The sequence below is a fragment of the Lysinibacillus sp. BPa_S21 genome, assembly GCF_023337795.1.
In the GTDB taxonomy this organism is placed as follows: Bacteria; Bacillota; Bacilli; order Bacillales_A; family Planococcaceae; genus Lysinibacillus.
The window spans coordinates 100450-117388 of sequence record NZ_JALIRS010000004.1; the positions used below are offsets into that span (position 1 = coordinate 100450).

The following is a 16939-nucleotide window of genomic DNA, read 5'->3' on the forward strand; positions in this document are numbered from 1 at the left end:
ATTTGGTAAATATAAGTTGACGCTCGATGTTATGAGTATCCAGAAAGTGTAACTATAAAAACTAATGAAATGAGGAGATTTTATGATTAACGCGATTCAATATTTAGAGCAAAATCCGTCGATGGTAACTTTGTTAAAAGAAAAAAAAGCTTCTCTACTTGGTGTTACAGAACTTGAACAAAAGGCGATTCTGGATTCTTTTGATGAAGAGGTACGTTTAGAAAGTAGTGGCCTTTGGTTCTAAAATCTTTAAAAAATAACTGGTTTTGGCTTGCTATAAGTACATATCTCATATTGGGAAGCTATTTACTTTATGTTACTTATAGCACGCCTTTTTTAGCAATAAAGTTAAAAGAAGAGAATGGACAATGGTTAATAAGTGAACCATATTTTAAGAAATGGGCAAATGATCAAGGAATTTCACCAGGGGATATTGTTTTAGAAATTGATGGAAAAAATATTAATAAAATAAATAATATAAAATATGATCCTGTAATTAGAGTTGCTAAAGAATTAACGTTGGTGAAGCAAGATAAGAAGTTACTTCATATACATATAGATCCATTTAACATTCCTGAACAGCTTTTGTATTTATTGATTGTACCTGCAAGTTTTTACTTATTAAGTCTAATTATTTCTATCCTCTTATATTATAAGCAAAAGAATTCGAGTTTGATAAATATACTTATTTTGTTTATTCTTACAGTATCTTTGGCTTATGTTAGTATGGGTGCGTCTGGAATGTTAGATAGTGTTGGAACTGTTGTGAATCGAAGTAGCATGATTCTTTGTCTTGTTCTATTGATTCATTTTTTAAGAAATTATTTTTTATTCTTAAATTTAAATTGGCTATTGATTTACAACATTAAAATAATATATGTAGTACCTTTAATTATAGCTGTTCTTAGCTATTGTAGTATTATCTATCCATATATGAATCCTATATTCTCTAATTTTACTCTATGGTTATTTTTTATTTTATTAATAATAATTTTTGGTGTTTTAGGGATAGGCTATTTAAAATATAAAACCCCTCAATTAAAAATGTTTTTGTTAAGCATTATTATTCCCTTCTTACCATTCCTTTTTTTGTTTGCTGTACCGGAAATTATTTTTCAAGTTCACATACTCACTGGTGAAGTATGCTCTTTATTCTTAATGCTCATCCCATACAGCTTTATATGTACACAGCTCACTGAACGAATATTTGATATGGAATACTTTATTACCCGTTTACGCCACTATTTTAATTTTTCATTTGTTTTTACCATTTGGCTATTAATGGGTCTTTATTGGCTTACTGATTTATCTATTTCAAGAATGACCGAAATTTTCTTTTTTACGTTCTTGTCTTTAATAGCACTTTTTTACATTAAAGAGAAAATAGATTATCATAAGCGAAAAATTCTATATTCGACAAAAGGGGATTATATCCACCGGTTGTATACGACAGTTGATAGTATTGGAAGGGTCGTAAAGATAGAAGACTTGCTTGAGAAATTTGTTCAAGAAATAGCTTTACACCTTGAAATTAAACAGGTTTCCGTATTAACCTATGATTTACAAACACATCACGTAACTTCCACTAATACATCAAAAGAATATACCCAAAATCAAATAAACGAAATATTGCTTGAGAAACTTCGCTTAGGTGATATAAAGAAGACAGAGCATTTTTATATTGCTTTTATCCATCAAGATATTAACTTTAAAAGAATATTAGTTGTAGACCATAATAAATCTATTTATCTAAAGGATGAGGAATTATTATGGCTTGAATTATTGCTTTTATATGTAAATAATTTTATAGAAAATACGAAAATGGTGGAAGATCTATTAGAACAGTTAAAGCATATGAAAGAGGCTGATAAAAATCAGCTACCATGGCTCAATAAGCTTCTTTGGCTACGATTTGAACAAGAAAAATATCAATTAGCGCAAGAGCTTCATGATACGGTTTTACAAGAGCAGCTCCATATTGCTCGAGAAATGGATGTATTTATGCATGCAAAGACAAAGGATATTCAGGCGAACCTTTCTAAGATTCATGATCATATGATTGCGTCATTGAATGATTTACGAGGGTACTGTGAAAATTTGAAGCCGCCATTGCTGGACACGTTGGGCTTAAATGCTGCGCTTGAGAAGCTAATTCACAAAGTTCATAAGCGTGCTGATTTTGTTTTGATTTACACAATTGATCGGCTATATTTAGAAGATGAACGTTTAAACTTGATGATTTATCGACTTTTCCAAGAGTTATTAAACAATGCATTAAAACATTCGCATGCCAACACTGTCGAAATTCATCTTTTAGAAACGGAAGATGGCTTTGAAATTATTTATGCTGACGATGGTGTAGGATGTAAAATGGATGAGATCATTCTGGCTGATTCAATGGGGATCAGAGGAATGCAAGATAGGGTACAAGCCTTTAATGGGCAGTTTACTATCAATACCAATGTAGGAGAAGGAATGTCTATTCGAATTAAGGTAAATGAAGGGGATCATACTTCGATTCCTATGGATACGATACTTGTATTGGAAGGCTAACTTATAGCAGAGGATTATATATGAAGAGAAAAAAAGATATGAATCATTTTCACACCTCCTAATCTATATATGTATGGATTTGGGGGTGCTTTTGATTGCAAAATCTTGGTAGTATAATCATATAGAGAGGAGATGATATCTTCATGGAAATAGAAGAAATGATCTTGAATTATACATCGCAACAAAATGATTTAAGGAAGCATATTTCATTAGAAAACAATTTTTCTGCTGATCAAATTAAACTCGTTGCCGGAGCAGATATTGCCTATTGGAATGAAAATAATAAAGAATATGGGGTCTGTTGCATTCAAGTCATTGATTTTAGTTCCAAAAAGTTAGTTGAACAGGTTGAGTACATAAATGAAATTACCATTCCGTATATTTCCGGGTTTTTAGCCTTTCGCGAATTACCTCTGATTATAGAGGCTGCTAAAAAGTTGAAGATAAATCTAGACCTTTACATGTTTGATGGAAATGGTTATTTACATAGTCGTCATATGGGCATTGCTACACATGCTTCATTCTTCTTGGAAAAACCGACAATTGGCGTTGCCAAAACGTATTATAAAATAGAGAACACAGATTTTATAATGCCGGAAAATAGAGCTGGAGCGTATACTGATATTGTGATTGATGGGGTAGTATACGGTCGTGCTCTAAGAAGTAGAAAGGATGTTAAACCGATATTTGTTTCATGTGGGAACGAGATTGATTTAGATACAGCAACCAAAATAACGATGCACTTTATTGAAAAAGATAGTCGTTTACCAATCCCTACAAGATATGCGGATTTGGCCACTCATCATGCAAGAAAATTACGACGAGATATTATGATAAATAAGAGGGATTGAAAATGAAAAGTGAAGCTGAAATTTTATGGAATCGTTTAATAGAAAAAAATTCGGAGTTGGAGGTGAATGGTAGAGAAGCATTAAACCTTCAGCCCGGTGCGACTGCTGAAGAATTTCAACTAATCGAAACAACTTTAGGTATTACTCTTCCTGACGAGATGAAAAGTTTTTATCGTATATTTAATGGGCAAGACTGGTCGCCTGGAGTACAGCCTTTTGTTAGAAATTTAACACTTTCCCCTATTTCTGAAATTATAGAAAATTGGAAGTTTTTACAGGAGGAGTTTGATCCAGATGATTTGCTTCCAGATATAGAGTATGGTGAGGAGGTTAAACCAACGCTTTGGAATAAAAAATGGATTCCAATTGCTGAAAATGGTGGTGGCGATTATCTCTGTGTTGATACAGATCCAACAGAAAAAGGAGTAGTGGGCCAGGTGTTGTATTTTTGGCATGATTGGGGAGATCGAACAATTGATGCCAAGAGTCTCTTTGAATTTATAGAGACCTGTTTAAATGAAGAAAGTGATGCTGATAGTTGACTAAGGAGATAAACGAAGTTATTTGATTAAAAGATCTTTTTCACGAACGTTTGATTTTCCAAAATTTCTGGTGTGATAATTTGGCATCAATATCTAGCTGTTTCTATAAGTATACATAGCGAAGAGGCATCCCAATTATCAATCAATTGAGATGCCTCTTTGATGTCATTCTTTAAATGCGTTTATTAGTCGTTTTGAAGCTTATTTACGCAATTAACAACTATTTATTGTAAATACAAGAGAAAGAAATAAATATTATAAAAAACGGTCTAAAATCATAATATTATCATTTATCATGTTGAAATAGGGAGAAAATACACTTTTTAGAATTAATCTATAAAATGAAGAGAATTATTAAAGATGTAGCCGATATAATCCAATAGATGATAGAGGAGGTAAGAAAATTTGAATAAAAAATTATTTTTCACAGCTGCGGCAATCCCAGCAGCCCTTATGGTACCAACAGTTGCAGGAGCGGTGGGTGCTGATACAGCTTTAGTCACAGTCTCAGGGAATAATAAAGTAAATGAAACTTTAAAAGCTTCTATTGAAAACTTACCAGCGAATTCGATTGTCAATGCTTATCAATGGTATTATGTGGATGGTTCCAATGATTCAAAGAATAAACCAATCTCTAGTGCAACATCAGCCTCATTTACAATACCAGTAGAAGCGGCAGGCAAAGCAGTTTTCGTGGAAGCGACAACAACGAAAGGTGATAAGTATAAGAGTGAACCCCGTACGATCAATGACCTAGATCTTTCAATTACTGCACCTAAAATTAATAGTAGTTCAAACTATGCAGTACCTGGTGAATTGGTGCAAGTAGCGGGTGCAATTGTAACTGACGAAGCAGGTGCAAAGTTACAAAGCAATCAAATTACATATAGCTATCAATGGTTTTATAAAGTTGGTGAAAACGCCACTATTATTGAGGGAGCGACTAGCGATACATACAGAATTCCTAATAATGCTTTAAAAGATGGTATCACAGATATTATGGTTAGAGTACAGGCAAAGGTAGGAACTTCTTTCGTAGAATCTGATGTTTCCGATGTAAAAACTATTTCTAACGAACCATCGGATTCAATGATTCAAGAAATTGAAAAACTAATAAATGACAACAAGTATAATGCAACAAGTCTAGAATCTTTTCAGGCTGAAGTAACGGCATTAGAAGGTAAATATCAAGCATTATCGACTGCAGCAAAGGCGAATGTGAAAAATTATGATGTATTAAAGCGAGCAGTGGCTGATGTAGAATTAATAATCAAGTTAAATGAAAAAGTAGATAAAGTTAATGAGGTAAATGAAAAAGATCTACCAAAATATTTAAAAGAAATCGATGAGGCATATGATAAGTTGGATTTATTACAACGTAGCTTAGATCTGAACGATGCTTTATACAATAGCATTAAAAACATTTTGAAAGATCCGACAGAGATCGATGAATTTAAAGAAGTTAGAAGACTAAATCAGGCAATTGTTGAATTATTAAAACATGAAAATTCCTTTGTTACGTATGTACCTACTAGCATCGAAGCTTTACAAACAGCAGTTGAAACAATTGAAAAAGATATAGCAAAACTGTCTCAAACTTACCGAGCAACTGTTCAAAATCAAACCATTTTAAGTGATGCTAAGTCAGATATTAAAAAGGTTGAACAATTTATTAAACTTTTCGATAAGCTGTCACAAAATGATTCACCTAGCAAACAGGTGACTACAGCAAAATCAATACGTACCGCTTATGAAAAGTTAACGTATAAGCAACTACAGCTTGTACCAAAAAATTATATGCATACCTTACTTCAAGCTGAAAACGCAGAGAACAGTCAAATAGAAAGATTAAATAAAGAAATTGACAGTTATGTAGGTGATGTGGATGACAGTTACCCGATAGATCCGTCAGTAGATTCTTGGCAAGGCCATGTCAATAATGTAAACCGTATTATAAATGAATATAAGGGCTTAACGAAAAATTCCGCTGCTAAAATTGTCGGCTATGAAAGAATTGTAACGTTGCAAAAAGATTTTAAAGCAGCTGATAAAATTATTAAGGACATGAATGCCTATCAAAAGCTTTCAGAAACGCCAGGGGTAGCTGAAAGTAAGTTGAAAACTAACTACACGAATGTATTGAAAGCTTATAATAAGTTAACTAGTTTACAACAATCACTTGTTTATAATGCAAACGATTTTTTATTAAATACGCCGACTATTTCAGTTGATGTAAATGGTAAGGAACCTGCTGATAAAGCTGCTGCATTGGCTTTGAAGGCTGATATTGATAAGTTTGCTAATGTAACGAAATATACATTTGCACAATTCGAAACTGCTGTAAATGCAGCAACAACGAAATATAAAAGTCTATCTTCGGCTGGACGAAAGTATGTCACAAACTATTATTTATTAACAGCTGCTAGTAAAGATCTTTCTGGTGTGAAGTCATTCCATAAAAAAGTACAAACTGCACGAGAAGAAACAGATGCTGCGAAACAAGCAAAAAAAATTCAAACAGTAGAAACTGCTTATGCTAAATTACCTGCAAATCAGCAATATTTGGCAAAACAGCAATATGAAGATTTGCTAAACAATCGTCTAGAAGACGGTAATGCACCGGATATCACAACTTTAAATAATGAAATTGCAAGCATTGTCTCAAATGATACGTATACAGTTTCAATGGAAAGAATTAAGGTGCTTTCAACGCAATATAATAAGCTGAGCTCGAGTGATAAAAAGCGAATTACGAATGCTGCTATTTTAACAACAGCGGTTGCTGATGTGAAAAAAGTAGAATCATTTATGAAGACGTATGAAAAATCATTTATTAGTAATCCAACGACTGTCATTAAAGCTTTTGCAAAGCTAACATCAAAACAAATGAGTTTAGTTAGCCCAGAAATACGACAAGCTATTATCGATAAAGATAAAGATCAACAACAGTCTAATGAAATTGCTTTGAAATTAGTTGAATCGATTAATTTACTGCTTGTAAATGGTGAATATATTGATGATTTGGAGACGAAAGTAAAAGAAATTCGTGCAGCCTATGATAATCTTAGTGCTTCTGAAAAGAGCGTCGTTAAAAATTATTCTAAGCTTACCCAGGCCGAGAATGATTTGAAAAAGGTCGCAGAGGTTCATGCTCTTTACGTACCTTCTACAGGCGAAAATGCAGCAGAACGTAAAGCTTGGCAAACTGCATACGGTAAACTCTCGAAAAAATTAGAAATATTATATAAGAAAATGTATCCAACCGATTTATAAAATTGTATAAAACCTAAACCCCGAATAACCAAAATTATTCGGGGTTTAGTGTACGTGTCTGGCATGCGCGTGAAGATAAAAATTAAAAGTTGGATGATAAAACGTAAAAGCTCTAATAGACGCCCTTAATTAAAAAGGTCCTGTTGGTTAAATTTATCTTTTTTAATTGTGTAGAATATCAATTCTTCGTTATACTATAGTTAATTTGCATAATAATTGAGAATTTTTTGTTATAACAAAGGTAGTTTGACACAGAAGGTAGGAACTTGTGATGTATAAAATAGGTGTTGTTGGCCCAATAAAATCCGTAGAAAAAATTATCGAGTTAGCACATGAAATCGAAAAAGAGATGGACTTTATTCCTTATATTTATTCGATTGCTACAGAAACAAAACATCTTGTAGAAACACATAATCAAGATGTTGACTTTTGGTTATTTTCGGGGTACATACCTTATAAAATTGCTAGTCAGACGAGTGTCTCGCAGGAAAAGCTAGCACATATCCTCTTTTCTGAAGCGGCCATTTACAAAGGTTTTTTTGAGCAGTCCTATAAAATGGGGAAAATTGTTGATCGTGTTAGTATTGATATTATCTCATCACCAGCATATAACGCATCAAAAGGGATAACTGAGATAGAGAAAAATGTAAGGAAGATCTATTTAAAGGAATTTGATGTTGCGATTAATCCAAAAGAATTATTTACGTTCCATTATGACCTATGGCTGAAAGGGGAAATCGATTTTGCGATTACATGTTACCCGTCAGTTGACGAAGAGCTGAAGAAGAGGGGGGTTCCGTCCTATTGGATATCACCTACTAAAACTGAGATTTATCATACGGTTCAGCTCTTTACTGAAAAAATTAAAACGTCGTATTATAAAGAAACGCAAATTAGTGCTGTTATGCTCGAAATAAAAGATTTTGATTCCTTGAAGGAAAGAATGAAGCAAGGATATCGTATTCAATATCTAGAATTACGCATGAAAGAAAACTTATTGCAATTATGTGAACAAATTGATGGGTCCTTAATCGAGGAAGGGAATGGCCGATATACAATTTTTAGTACGCGTGGAGCGATCGAAGGGCAGATTTATTTCATCAAGGAAAAAATGTATCAACTATCCATAGAAATGGAAGCAAAGGTCATAGCAGGAATTGGCTTTGCGCAAACGGTATTTAATGCCGAATTAAATGCGCATAGAGCTTTACGTCAAACGAAAGAAAATGAATCAATCGATATTGTCATGATTCAAGATGATGGCACAATAATTGAATCTGTTGGAAATACCGAGGAGCTAACATATTCTTATAGAGCAGAGGATCCTACAATCCTTGAAAGGTTAAAAAAAGGCAACGTTAGCATTAAAACCTATACAAAAATACAAGCGCTCGTTCAAAAAATGCGCTGGAAGCATTTTACGACAAAGGATTTAGCCACACAACTTCAAATGAGTGAACGAAATGCGCAGCGAATCGTGGCTGATTTATGTCGTGTAGGCTTGGCGGAAATTTATGGAGAAGAATTACAGCATACACGTGGCAGACCAATAAAAATATATCAGCTTGTGATGTAGGCCAACCACATGAAATATAAATGTCCCGAACCAATAAATGGTTTTGGGGCATTTTTTGTTTTGTAGAAAGCTTAATGTAAATAGAAGGATGCCGAAAATTTTAGTGATTTTTTGGTTTTGCTGAATATTTGAAAAATGTAGATAAATCAACGGTTTCCTAGTATTGTGACCTAATTTATGCATCGTTTTCTGTGCGATTATCTATTAGAAATTTTCAAAAAAATGTTGTCAATTCATAAAAAGTCGATTATTATACGAATAAATAACGAAATTGTCGTTATATAAAAGGAAATAGATAGGGAGAGATGAAAAATATTTTATAGGGGTTACACAAGACATCGGAATGGAAGAATAGGAGTTTTAGATGTCGCAATTTTCAGATGTTAAAATTTTTTCCTATTACTATCAATTGCAGCGATGTAGTTTAAACATGGGAGGGATGTTAATGACAACGAATGAAGTAACAAAAAAATCCAGAAATTTAATCCTAGCACTCTTATTTTTAGGATGGTCTTTAGGAAATCTAGATCGTTACATTATGAACTATGCAGTGGTATCGATTACTGGTGATTTAAAATTAGATGCTTCTTCTACGGGAATTATTTTAAGCGCTTTCTTCTTAGGCTATGCGATTATGCAAATACCAGGTGGATGGCTTGCTGATAAATTTGGTGCTAAAAAAATCTTACTGTTTTCAGTAATCATGTGGTCGATATTTACAGGTTTAACAGCGCTAGCTTGGTCTTTAGTTGCCATGATTATCATTCGATTTTTGTTTGGTATTGGGGAAGGTGGGTTTCAGCCATCTAGTTCTAAAATTATTGCGACGATTTTCCCAAGAGAGGAACGAGGGCGAGCAATGTCAATTATGCTTTCTTCTGGGGGGATCGTTTCGTTAATCGTACCTTTACTTGCAGCTTATCTGTTAGGAACAATTGGTTGGCGTACAATGTTTGTTGTCATTGGTGCTATCGGAGCCATTATTTCATTTTTATATTGGAAATATATCAAACTTCCACAAGAAGACGCGGAGGAAAATAGCAATAGTAAAGAAAATGTTTCTACAAAAGTTAACTTTAAGGAACTACTTAAAACACCACTTATGTGGAATTTAATTATTGCGTATTTCTGCATCTATGCAGTGAACTGGGGATTAGTTTCTTGGATTCCAACGTACCTTCAAAAAAATCGTGGACTCGATTTAATGTCCATTGGTTGGGCACAAACAATTCCAGCTATCGCTACTATTATTGGTATTTATGGTAGCGGTTATATTATTGACAAGTTACCTCGAGGAATGGACAAGATTTTGGGTTCAATTTCGTGTGGAGTTATTGGTATTTTGTTGTACTTCATGTTTAAAGCAGAGTCTGTGACGATGTTTATTAGTTATCAAACTGTAGTAACTTTATTTATCGCATTTGTTGTAACATTACTACCTGCCATTGTGTTAAAGAAATTACCTTCATCTATTACAGGTTCAGCAATGGGGGTTGCTAATACAGGCGGGCAATTAGCTGGATTTGTAACGCCAATGGCAATCGGCTTTATGGTAGATGCTTTTAACGGTTCCTTCGATGCAGCCTTTTGGATGTTAATAGGATTTGCGGTTATTTGTATTATTTCACTTTTAACGTTAAATGATCAAAAAGGAAGTCTTTTGAATTCTTAATAGGGGGTATGAAACTATGCGTTTACATGAGAAAATTTCTTCATTAGTCGAATCAAAAAGAGATGCTAGTATTCAATTAAGTGATGCCATTTGGGCAGTACCTGAACTTCACTTTCAAGAACAGAAATCTGTACAATATATGAAGACGGCTTTAGAAAAAGAGGGCTTTACAACGGAACTAGGAATTGCAGGGTTGGATACAGCACTAGTTGCAACGTATGGATCTGGAAAGCCAGTTATTGCCTTTCTCGGTGAATATGATGCACTTCCTGGTTTGAGTCAAAAAGGCGGGGCTACGCATCATGAGCCATTAGAGGCCGGAGGAAGTGGCCATGGTTGTGGTCATAACTTATTAGGGACAGGCGCATTCGCTGCGGCTGTAGCGGTGAAAGATTACCTAGAACTAAATAATCAATCGGCTACGGTTCGTTTCTACGGTTGTCCAGCGGAGGAGAATGGTTCAGGTAAGGCTTATATGGCGAAGGCTGGTATTTTTGATGATGTCGATATTGCAATTTCTTGGCATCCTGGTACTTATACAACTGTAATGACTTGCAGTTCCCTAGCAAACTATGCAGCTACTTTTAAGTTTACAGGAAAAAGTGCACATGCAGCAGCAGCGCCGCATCTAGGAAGAAGTGCATTAGATGCAGTTGAACTGATGAATGTTGGGGTAAACTATTTACGTGAGCACATCATTCCAGAAGCTCGCGTGCATTATGCGATTACAAACTCAGGAGGAACGTCTCCGAACGTCGTTCAACCTTATGCAGAGGTGACATACTTAGTAAGGGCTCCTAAAAAGCATCAAGTACAAGAGATTTATCAACGTGTTGAAAATATTGCTAAAGGCGCAACGATGATGACTGAAACATCGTTAGAAATTGACTTTGAGGGAGCGGCATCAAATCTTATTCCAAATAAAGTACTTTATGATGTGATGCAAAAACAAATACTGGATTTAGGAATGCCACCTTATACACTAGAAGATGAGCAGCATGCCCAAGCTATTTTTAATACATTTACTCCTGAAATTCAGGCATCAGCATTAGTGGGTCTAAAAAAAGAGGATGCCGCACAACTGCAAGGTAAAGTTATTGCTAACCATATCCCAAGTGTCCTACCTGAATTTATATTAGGTGGATCAACGGATGTTGGTGATGTAAGCTGGAATGTACCAACTGTTCAATGTACAACGGTATGTATGGCATTAGGTACACCATTACATACCTGGCAAGTTGTATCACAGGGGGTTATGCCGATAGCCCATAAAGGGATGCTACAGGCAGCGAAAATTATGGCTTGCACTGCGGTTGAGTTAATCGATCATCCGTCACTTATTGAAGAAGCTAAAAAAGAATGGAAGGAACGTCTGGATGGGGAGACTTATGTTTCACTAATTCCAGAAGGTACTGAGCCTCCAAAATTTTAAAAAAGTTATACCAAAAAGAGTCTTCGTAGGGTAAACTATGGAGGCTCTGTTTTTGCCTATTAGTAAGAATTTTCGCAGTTACGTGTACTTACTTGAGTAGCTATGGCAGAAGATGCCGTTTTTTGAAAGGAGATCACAAAATGCCGACAGAACATATCAATCATAATAATCACCTTGCGGCAGAATGGGTGAAGCAGTTTCGTCCTTATGCAAAAGAGGGGAAATGCGCGAGCTATATTCCCGCTTTAGCGGAAAAAGATCCAAATCAATTAGCAATTTCGATTATCGGAACTAAAAATGACGAAATGAAAGCTGGGGATACAGCAGAATTATTTACGCTGCAAAGTGTGTCAAAAGTCGTGACATTTATTTTAGCGTGTATGGAACGAGGTTTACCTTATGTATTAGAACGAGTAGATGTTGAACCTACAGGAGACACCTTCAATTCGATCATTCGTCTAGAAAGTCATCAACCTGGCAAACCTTTTAATCCAATGATTAATGCAGGAGCCATTACAGTATCCTCAATGCTTGACGGAAATTCTCCGCAAGAGAAGGTTTCTAAAATCCTGCAATTTTTAGAACAAATGGTTGGCAAGGAATTGAAGGTGAATGAAGAGGTTTATCAATCGGAATGGCAAACTGCTAATCGAAACCGTTCATTAGCCTATTATTTAATGGATTCTGGCTTTTTAGATTGTCCTGTAGAGGAAGCGTTGGAAGTTTATTTGAAACAATGTGCTATTGAAGTAAATGTTTCGGATTTAGCGATGATTGGTTTAGTAATCGCCAATGACGGCTACCACCCTCTATTAAATAAACAGCTCTTTCCGAAGCAAGTAGCAAAATTAGCGAAGGCATTGATGGTTACTTGCGGTATGTATAATGCTTCTGGTAAATTTGCTGCATTTATCGGGTTACCTGCTAAAAGTGGTGTCTCTGGTGCGATTTTAGCGGCCGTGCCAAGTCACGCAGGCTTAGATTCGCCTTTTCCTGCTGGCTGCGGCATTGGCATCTACGGACCAGCAATTGATGACATCGGGAACAGTGTAGCCGGAGTGAATTTGCTAAAGCATTTAGCTACCGAGTGGAATATGAATATTTTTTAGTGAATTAAAGAGAGATGACTTCAGAAAATGGAGTCATCTTTTTTTGTAGATTTGTTCATTTTGAGAGACGATTTTTTTTTGATTCAACATGAGGGAGGCAATGAGCCCCGCTTCTTGAGTATACCGTTAGCAATAAAAAAACCTGAATAGAGTCACTTGCTTTCAAAGTGACACTATCCAGGACTTCACCTTAGCGTATTGCTTTCTTTCGTTTCATTTTATAAATAATGAGTAGTAGGATAAACCAAATTGGTGTTAGAAGTAACGCAGTACGTGTTGCCTCTGAAATGAACATCACTACTAATAGAAATGCAAAGAAGGCCAGAACTAAATAGTTCACGAACGGAGTAAAAGGTGCCTTGAAAATCGATGCTTCATGAAGGGCACGATTTTTACGTTTATAAATGATATGAGAGATTAAGATAATACTCCACACCCATATAAAGCAAATAGCACTGATCGTCGTAACAACACTAAAGGCGTTCTCAGGCATTAATTTACTTAGTAATGCACCGGCGGATACAACAATTGCAGACACAACGAGTGCGTTACTTGGTACACTGTTTTTATTGAGCTTTGCAAACGCTGGTGATGCTTGCTTGTTGTTTCCAAGATTAAAGAGCATGCGGCTTGTAGAAAATAACCCACTATTACCGGCAGAAGCAGCGGATGTTAATACGACAAAATTGATAATACCTGCGGCAATTGGAATACCGGCTAGTGTAAATACTTGTACAAATGGACTACTTGAGGCAGACATTTCATGCCAAGGATTAATACATAAAATAACAAATAACGCCCCTACGTAGAATAATAAAATACGTAATGGAATTTTGTTAATGGCAGAAGGAATATTTTTTTTAGGATTGGCCGTTTCTGCTGCAGATACCCCAACTAATTCGACACCAACAAAAGCGAAAACAACCATTTGGAATGCCATTAGGAATCCGTGCAGGCCGTTCGGGAATAACCCACCATGGGCCCAAAGATTTTCAACAGAAACTGTGCCAGTGCTTGTTTGAAAGCCTGTAAATAACATAAATAGTCCAATAGCAATTAATGCAACAATTGTAATGACTTTTATAAGGGCGAACCAAAATTCTAGTTCGCCAAATAGTTTAACAGTTAATAAATTCAAAATTAATAACAATACTAAACAGCCAACTGCAGGCACCCATTGGGGTATATCAAACCAATATTGTACATACACGCCGACAGCAATAATATCTGCCATAGCGGTCATGATCCAGCAGAACCAATATGTCCAACCAGTGATGTAACCTGCCCAAGGTCCTATGTATTCAGATGCAAAATCAGTAAATGATGTATAGCCAGCATTTGATAATAATAGTTCACCTAATGCCCGCATGACAAAAAATAGGGCAGTTCCGACAATTAGATAGGCGAAGATGATGGATGGTCCAGCTAAAGCAATTGCTTTCCCGGATCCTAAAAATAAACCAGTACCGATTGTTCCACCAATCGCAATGAGCTGCACATGGCGATTTTTTAAATCACGTTTTAATTGTTGTTGTTCCACGTTAATCCCCCTCAAAGATTTGTAAAAACTATGACTGGAAAATAAAAAAGAGACTAGTAGTGACACTAGTCTCGTAAACGTCAGAATAACAAATACCGATTGCGGATGTTATATGTAAAAAAAGAAAACATTCGTGTGGTATAGCTTTCATGCTGAAAGTTGATATTACTCCTCTGTCCTTTTGCCTGAGATAGTGAACCCTTCGGCGACGCAAAATGCGCTCTCTCCAGAACTGCTCCTGCTATAGTGTTATCCATAGCATTCATAGCTTGTATTGTATGTCTTGATGACATTATTTTAAGATATTATCCATCCTATCAGTGCTACCAAAATTATTCAAGGATAAATTTTTAGTCATTTATCAGAAAAAAGAAGATTGGAGTTCGTCTAGGTAAATTTTTTACGAAAAATAGTATTTTTAGGCATATGTTAATATGTGGATGATTTTTGATTTCTGATCTGAACGGGGCTCTTAACCAAAAAATGAGAAGGATATTCATAAAAGCCGGAACGGAAATTAACCATGAGCTTATAAAGTGTTTAGGGGAGCGGCTTCATTTGGCAAGGGAATATGAGAGTGGGAATAGGCATAAATTACTCACGTTGCTTTCCCTTATTTAAACTAACTTGTCAGACGTTAAACAATTACTATAATATAGTAGAAACTCAGAATTTTTTGCAAAAAACAAACCATCTCATTGTTATTTGAGATGGTTTGTTTTTGTTTAAAACATAGTGAGATAGGTCTATATAAATCCATTTACGAAGTAAATGGATTTAAAGTAGTCACGAATGTCTTAACGCTCGTTTATTATTATTTTTTTGACTTTATTTTACCTGTCCAAGTACGGAAGCCGCCTTGAAGTTGGTAAATTTGGTTGTAGCCACGTTTTTTAAGAAATAGAGCAGCACGTGAGCTACGGCCTGTATTTTGGCAGTATAAATATACTGGTAAATCTGGGCGGATTTCTTTGTAACGTTGACGTAGAGTAGTGGAAGGAACATTACGTGCACCAAGAATGTGACCTGCATCAAATTCTTTTTGCTCACGTACATCGATCAGCTGTGCTTTACGATAGCCTTCAATAAATTGTTCTTGTGTTAGATTTGTTACGGCTTTTTTTAGTCGTAGGGCATTGATGCCGATATATGCAATGACGACTACTAAAATAACACCGATTGTGATAAGTGTGTTCAACAAAATTTCTTACCCCTTTCTATCTTCTTTATTATTATAAAAGATGCGCTAGCGATAGTCCAATGAGTTTGATAAAATTAATTAGATTGTGGCTAGAATTAATCTATCTTTATTGATGGATGTTATTAGTGAAAGGTCACAGAATCATTTCACTCCATTCTTAGACTTGGGTGGATGATTATTCAATAAAGAATAGAACTAAACGCAGAGTGTCAAAATTTTGAGAAACATATTTTGTACACGTTCGCCAAGGTTTAATTTAATATTCGTAGGAGATGAAAATATGACAACTTGGTATTTTCTAAATTCAGGGAAATGTAGCCCATCTTTCAACATGGCATTGGACGAAGCATTACTTGATTGGCATAGTGAAGGTTTAATTCCACCAGTCATTCGTTTTTATGAGTGGGAGCCAGCAACACTTTCGATTGGCTATTTTCAGCAGGCGAAAAGAGACATTAATTTTGAGGCTGTGCAACAACAGGGTTTAGGCTTTGTTCGTCGACCAACAGGTGGTAGAGCCGTATTACATGAACATGAGTTGACATATAGCATCATTGTTACAGAAAGCTATCCAAATATGCCTGAATCAGTGACAGAGGCTTATAGAGTGTTAAGTGAAGGGATTTTGCAGGGCTTTCATAATTTAGGTATGGATGCTTATTTTAGTGTGCCAGATACAGAAGAAAAAAGAGCGGACTTAAAGAAACCTAAAAGTGCAGTTTGCTTTGATGCACCGAGCTGGTATGAGCTTGTTGTAGAAGGTAAAAAAGTAGCTGGTAGTGCACAAACTCGTCAAAAAGGTGTTATTTTACAGCACGGAGCCATTTTACTGGATTTAGATCAGGAGAAATTATTGTCTGTTTTTAATTTTTCTAGTGAAGAAGCGAAGGAACGAATGCGTAGAAAGCTACCAGAAAAAGCGGTTGCTATCAATAGCCTTGTGAAAGAACCTGTGACTATTGACCAATGTGTGACAGCTTTCCGTGATGGTTTTGCAAAATCGTTGCAAATTGATTTAAAACCATTTACACTTTCTGAGGAGCAATTAGAATATGTACATGAATTAGAAGAAAAAAAATATGCATGTGATGATTGGAACTTCAAAAAATAAAAATAAATAGTATTATATATTGCTTTTCTATTTAATGGTAAAGGATTTTGATTTTACTTTTATATCTCTATTTTTAGCT

At 35.3% G+C, this 16939-nt stretch carries 12 protein-coding genes and 1 riboswitch; of the genes, 10 read left to right on the top strand and 2 right to left on the bottom strand.

Going from position 1 to position 16939, the window contains the following annotated elements; genetic code table 11:
- Positions 1 to 82 precede the first annotated feature (82 nt).
- From comX to MOK21_RS09005, 9 genes are all read left to right on the top strand, one after another.
- Entirely contained in the window at positions 83 to 244 is a 162-nt protein-coding gene (gene comX, locus MOK21_RS08965; RefSeq protein WP_249073601.1) for a competence pheromone ComX, read from the top strand.
- A complete protein-coding gene (locus MOK21_RS08970; protein WP_249073602.1) occupies positions 235 to 2553 on the top strand; it encodes a sensor histidine kinase in 2319 nt (772 codons plus the stop codon). The genes comX and MOK21_RS08970 overlap by 10 nt, the downstream gene beginning before the upstream one ends.
- A gap of 143 nt (positions 2554 to 2696) precedes the next feature.
- Positions 2697 to 3404 carry an endonuclease V gene (locus MOK21_RS08975; RefSeq protein ID WP_249073603.1) on the top strand — a complete coding sequence of 236 codons (708 nt, stop codon included), beginning with the start codon at positions 2697 to 2699 and terminating at the stop codon, positions 3402 to 3404.
- Between the two features lie 2 nt (positions 3405 to 3406).
- A complete protein-coding gene (locus MOK21_RS08980; RefSeq protein WP_249073604.1) occupies positions 3407 to 3946 on the top strand; it encodes an SMI1/KNR4 family protein in 540 nt (179 codons plus the stop codon).
- A 405-nt stretch (positions 3947 to 4351) separates the two neighbouring features.
- Complete coding sequence (locus MOK21_RS08985) at positions 4352 to 7219, top strand: hypothetical protein (RefSeq protein ID WP_249073605.1); 2868 nt, start codon at positions 4352 to 4354, stop codon at positions 7217 to 7219.
- A gap of 271 nt (positions 7220 to 7490) precedes the next feature.
- Positions 7491 to 8795 carry a hypothetical protein gene (locus MOK21_RS08990; RefSeq protein ID WP_249074083.1) on the top strand — a complete coding sequence of 435 codons (1305 nt, stop codon included), beginning with the start codon at positions 7491 to 7493 and terminating at the stop codon, positions 8793 to 8795.
- A gap of 445 nt (positions 8796 to 9240) precedes the next feature.
- Positions 9241 to 10467, top strand: a complete 1227-nt coding sequence (locus MOK21_RS08995) for an MFS transporter (protein ID WP_249073606.1) — start codon at positions 9241 to 9243, stop codon at positions 10465 to 10467.
- Between the two features lie 16 nt (positions 10468 to 10483).
- On the top strand, positions 10484 to 11899 hold the full coding sequence (locus tag MOK21_RS09000; protein WP_249073607.1) for a M20 family metallopeptidase: 1416 nt from the start codon (positions 10484 to 10486) through the stop codon (positions 11897 to 11899).
- A gap of 140 nt (positions 11900 to 12039) precedes the next feature.
- On the top strand, positions 12040 to 13008 hold the full coding sequence (locus MOK21_RS09005; protein WP_249073608.1) for a glutaminase: 969 nt from the start codon (positions 12040 to 12042) through the stop codon (positions 13006 to 13008).
- Positions 13009 to 13198: 190 nt separating this feature from the next.
- Here the strand turns inward: MOK21_RS09005 and MOK21_RS09010 are convergent, their stop codons facing one another.
- Complete coding sequence (locus MOK21_RS09010; protein WP_249073609.1) at positions 13199 to 14548, bottom strand: amino acid permease; 1350 nt, start codon at positions 14546 to 14548, stop codon at positions 13199 to 13201.
- A gap of 163 nt (positions 14549 to 14711) precedes the next feature.
- A riboswitch (glycine riboswitch) is annotated at positions 14712 to 14788 on the bottom strand.
- Positions 14789 to 15362: 574 nt separating this feature from the next.
- Positions 15363 to 15746 carry a rhodanese-like domain-containing protein gene (locus MOK21_RS09015; RefSeq protein ID WP_249074084.1) on the bottom strand — a complete coding sequence of 128 codons (384 nt, stop codon included), beginning with the start codon at positions 15744 to 15746 and terminating at the stop codon, positions 15363 to 15365.
- A 283-nt stretch (positions 15747 to 16029) separates the two neighbouring features.
- On the opposite strand from MOK21_RS09015, the gene MOK21_RS09020 reads away from it, so the two are divergent.
- Positions 16030 to 16860, top strand: a complete 831-nt coding sequence (locus MOK21_RS09020; RefSeq protein WP_249073610.1) for a lipoate--protein ligase family protein — start codon at positions 16030 to 16032, stop codon at positions 16858 to 16860.
- The last annotated feature ends 79 nt before the right edge of the window (positions 16861 to 16939 follow it).

Bases quoted from the DNA above. Each gene is read 5' to 3' on its own strand.
- comX (WP_249073601.1), top strand. From the start codon at position 83: ATGATTAACGCGATTCAATATTTAGAGCAAAATCCGTCGATGGTAACT.
- MOK21_RS08975 (WP_249073603.1), top strand. From the start codon at position 2,697: ATGGAAATAGAAGAAATGATCTTGAATTATACATCGCAACAAAATGAT.
- MOK21_RS08980 (WP_249073604.1), top strand. From the start codon at position 3,407: ATGAAAAGTGAAGCTGAAATTTTATGGAATCGTTTAATAGAAAAAAAT.
- MOK21_RS08990 (WP_249074083.1), top strand. From the start codon at position 7,491: ATGTATAAAATAGGTGTTGTTGGCCCAATAAAATCCGTAGAAAAAATT.
- MOK21_RS08995 (WP_249073606.1), top strand. From the start codon at position 9,241: ATGACAACGAATGAAGTAACAAAAAAATCCAGAAATTTAATCCTAGCA.
- MOK21_RS09000 (WP_249073607.1), top strand. From the start codon at position 10,484: ATGCGTTTACATGAGAAAATTTCTTCATTAGTCGAATCAAAAAGAGAT.
- MOK21_RS09005 (WP_249073608.1), top strand. From the start codon at position 12,040: ATGCCGACAGAACATATCAATCATAATAATCACCTTGCGGCAGAATGG.
- MOK21_RS09020 (WP_249073610.1), top strand. From the start codon at position 16,030: ATGACAACTTGGTATTTTCTAAATTCAGGGAAATGTAGCCCATCTTTC.